Genomic DNA, 4094 nt, shown 5'->3' with positions numbered 1-4094 from the left:
GCCGTGCAGGCGCTGCGCAGCGGTGAGTGCTCGATGGCGCTGGCCGGTGGTGTGGTCGTGATGTCCACCCCGGGCACCTTCGTGGAGTTCAGCCGCCAGCGCGGCCTGGCCTCGGACGGCCGCTGCAAGGCCTTCGCCGCCGCCGCCGACGGCACCGGCTGGGGCGAGGGCGCCGGTGTGCTGCTGCTGGAGCGCCTCTCCGACGCCGAGCGCAACGGGCACCGCGTGCTGGCGGTCGTGCGTGGCTCGGCGATCAACCAGGACGGTGCGAGCAACGGCCTGACCGCCCCGAACGGCCCCGCCCAGCAGCGGGTCATCCGCGCGGCGCTGGCCGACGCCGGGCTGTCGGCCGATGAGGTCGACGCGGTCGAGGCGCACGGCACGGGCACCCGACTGGGTGACCCGATCGAGGCCCAGGCGCTGCTGGCGACCTACGGCCAGGAGCGCAGCGGGGACCCGCTGTGGCTCGGCTCCCTCAAGTCCAACATCGGCCACACCCAGGCCGCCTCCGGCGTCGGCGGCATCATCAAGATGGTCATGGCGATGCAGCACGGCGTGCTGCCGCAGACCCTGCACGTGGACGAGCCGACCCCCGAGGTCGACTGGGCCTCGGGCGCGGTCGAGCTGCTCACCGAGGCCCGGGACTGGCCGGAGCGCGGCCGTCCGCGTCGCGCGGCCGTCTCCTCCTTCGGCATGAGCGGCACCAACGCCCACACCATCATCGAGCAGGCGCCCGCGGCCTCCCCGGTCGCCCGGGAGATCGCCGACGAGGCCGGTCCGGTGGCGCCGTGGGTGCTGTCGGCGGGCAGTCCGGAGGCGCTCCGGGCGCAGGCCGGCCGACTGCTGGTCGTGCTGGACGAGGGCGGCGACCTGTCGCCGGCCGAGGTCGGCTTCTCGCTGGCCACCACGCGTGCCGCGCTGGAGCACCGGGCCGCGGTGACGGCCGGTGACGAGGCCGGTCTGCGCGAGGGCCTGGCGGCACTGGCCGAGGGCCGCTCCGCTGCCGGGCTGATCACGGGTACGGCGGGTGCCGGGCGGACGGCGTTCCTGTTCACGGGGCAGGGGAGCCAGCGTCCGGGCATGGGGCGTGAGCTGTACGACGCCTTCCCGGTGTTCGCGGACGCCTTCGACGCGGTCTGCGCACGGGCCGAACTGCCGCTGCGTGACGCCGTGTTCGGCGAGGACGCTGCGGTTCTCGCGCGCACCGAGTACACTCAGCCGGCGCTGTTCGCCATCGAGGTGGCGCTGTTCCGGCTCTTCGAGAGCTGGGGGGTGCGCCCGGACTTCCTGGTGGGCCACTCCATCGGTGAGATCGCGGCCGCGCACGTCGCGGGCGTCCTGTCGCTCGATGACGCCGTCGCCCTGGTGTCCGCTCGCGGCCGGCTGATGCAGGCGCTGCCCGAGGGCGGTGCGATGGTGGCGGTCAAGGCCTCCGAGGCCGACGTCCTGCCGCTGCTGACCGAGAACGTGAGCATCGCCGCCGTCAACGGCCCGACCTCCGTGGTGATTTCGGGCGATGAGTCCGAAGTCCTGGCCATCGCCGGCCAGTTCCAGAAGACCAAGCGGCTGCACGTCAGCCACGCGTTCCACTCGCCGCTGATGGACGGCATGCTGGCGGAGTTCCGGGCCGTCGCCGAGGGCCTGGACTACGCCGCGCCGACGATCCCGGTCGTGTCCAACGTGACCGGCGCCCTGGCCGCCGCCGAGGAGCTGTGCTCGCCCGAGTACTGGGTGCAGCACGTGCGCCGGGCGGTCCGCTTCGCCGACGGCATGCGGGCCCTCGAAGCCGAGGGTGTCACCACGTACCTGGAGCTTGGCCCGGACGGTGTGCTGTCGGCCATGGGCCAGGAGTGTGTCGAGCAGGGTGTGTTCACTCCGGCTCTGCGTGCTGAGCGCTCGGAGGCGCAGACCGCGCTGACGGCGCTTGCGACCGTTCACGTCCATGGTGTCGCTGTGGACTGGAGGGGTGTGTTCGCTGGTGCGGGTGTGCGCCGGGTCGAGCTGCCGACGTATGCCTTCCAGCGTCAGCGTTACTGGCCGCATGCCGCCGAGCGTGAGGTCGTGTCGGAGGGTGCGGTCGCGCTGAGTGCAGCCGAGGCGCGGTTCTGGGATGCGGTTGACGCGGGGGATCTGGACACGTTCCTGTCGACGCTCGATGTGCGTCGGGAGGACAGTGCGGACGCGCTGTTGCCCGCGCTGTCGTCCTGGCGTCGCAGGCGGCAGGAGGAGTCGGCGGCCGAGGGCTGGCGCTACCGGGTGACGTGGAAGCCGGTTGCGGGTGTCGGTGGGCAGCCGGCCGTCCTGGGTGGCACCTGGCTGGTGCTGGTCCCGGCTGGCGTCGAGTCGGCGGGTGTGGTTGCCGCGCTGTCCGGGCACGGTGGCGCTGTTCTGCCGGTGGAGATCGGCGCGGGTGTGCCGGACCGGGAGGAGCTGTCCGCTCGGATCGGTGTGGCCGTGGCCGAGGTCGAGGATCTGGCCGGTGCCGTCGTCGTGGCAGACACCGTGCTGTCGACGCTGGTCACGGTTCAGGCGCTCGCCGACGCGGGCGTCGAGGCCCCGCTCTGGCTGCTGACCGGGGGTGCGGTCACCATCGGCCGCGCCGACCGGATGCGCGACGCGTCCCAGGCGCAGGTCTGGGGTCTGGGCCGGGTGCTCGGCCTGGAGCACCCGCAGGGCTGGGGCGGTCTGGTCGACCTGCCCGAGGTGCTGGACGAGCGGGCCCAGGGCCGACTGGCCGCCGTGCTCGCCGGCCTCGGCGACGAGGACCAGCTCGCTGTGCGCGCGAACGGCGTGTTCGTACGCCGACTCGTCCGGGCCGAGCGTGCCGAAGGCACGGGCTGGAGCCCGCGCGGCACCGTCCTGGTCACCGGCGGCACCGGCGCCCTGGGCGCCCGCGTCGCCCGTTGGCTGGCGGGTGGCGGTGCGGAGCACGTGGTGCTCACCAGCCGCCGTGGCCTGGATGCCCCGGGCGCGGTGGAGCTGCGCGAGGAGCTGCGGAGCCTTGGCGCCGAGGTGACTGTCGCCGCGTGTGATGTCGCCGACCGTGCGGCCGTCGAGGCGCTGCTCGCCGAGCACGCCTTCACTGCCGTCGTCCACGCCGCCGGTGTGGACCGCGCGACCCCGCTGGGCACGACCACGGTGGAGGAGTTCGCCGAGGTCCTGGCCGCCAAGGTGGACGGTGCGGCGCACCTGGACGAGCTGTTCGGGGACACCGAGCTGGACGCCTTCGTCCTCTTCTCCTCCATCGCGGGTGTCTGGGGCAGTGGTGGGCAGTCCGCCTACGCTGCCGCCAACGCCTACCTGGACGCCCTGGCCGAGCGGCGCCGTTCGCGTGGCCTGGCTGCCACGGCGGTTTCCTGGGGTCCGTGGGCCGAGGGCGGTATGGCGGCCCAGGGCGACAACGAGACCCACCTGCGTCGGCGTGGTCTGCTGCCGATGGCTCCGGCTCCGGCGGTCGCCGCGCTGGCGCAGGCCGTGGACGGCAACGACGCGACGGTGACCGTCACGGACGTGGACTGGTCGCGGTTCGCCCCGGCCTTCACCGCCGCCCGCCCGCGCCCGCTGATCGCCGAACTCCCGGACGTGGTACGAGTGCTGGCCGAGACCGAGGCCGGCGGGACCGCTCCGGGCGGCCCGGCGAACGAGCTGCGGGACCGGCTGTCCGGCCGGTCGCAGGCCGAACGCGACCGCCTGCTGGTCGAGTTGGTCCGCGCCGAGGCCGCCGCCGTCCTGGGGCACGCCTCCGCCGGTGCGGTCGAGGCGGGTCGGGCGTTCAAGGAGCTGGGCTTCGACTCGCTGACCGCCGTCGAGCTGCGCAACCGTCTGAACGCCGCCACGGGTCTGCGGCTGCCCGCGACCCTGGTCTTCGACCACCCGACCGCCGCCGCGCTGGCGACCCACATCGGTGCCGAACTCCTGGGCACCGTAGGCACGGTGGACGACGTTCCGGTGCGTACGACGGCCGTGGACGACGAGCCGATCGCGATCGTCGCGATGGCCTGCCGCTACCCGGGCGGCGTCACCTCGCCCGAGGACCTGTGGCGACTGGTCGCCGAGGGCCGCGACGCCGTCGGCGGCATGCCGGCCGACCGCGG

1 protein-coding gene is annotated in these 4094 nt (G+C 74.1%); it reads left to right on the top strand.

All coding sequences use genetic code 11. The features are described from left to right. A partial coding sequence (locus ACWDBB_RS36015) for a type I polyketide synthase (RefSeq protein ID WP_449793621.1) occupies nt 1-4094 on the top strand: 4094 nt, incomplete at both ends.

This window comes from Kitasatospora sp. NPDC001095 (assembly GCF_053598615.1).
This window is presented reverse-complemented; position numbering and strand designations above follow the sequence as displayed.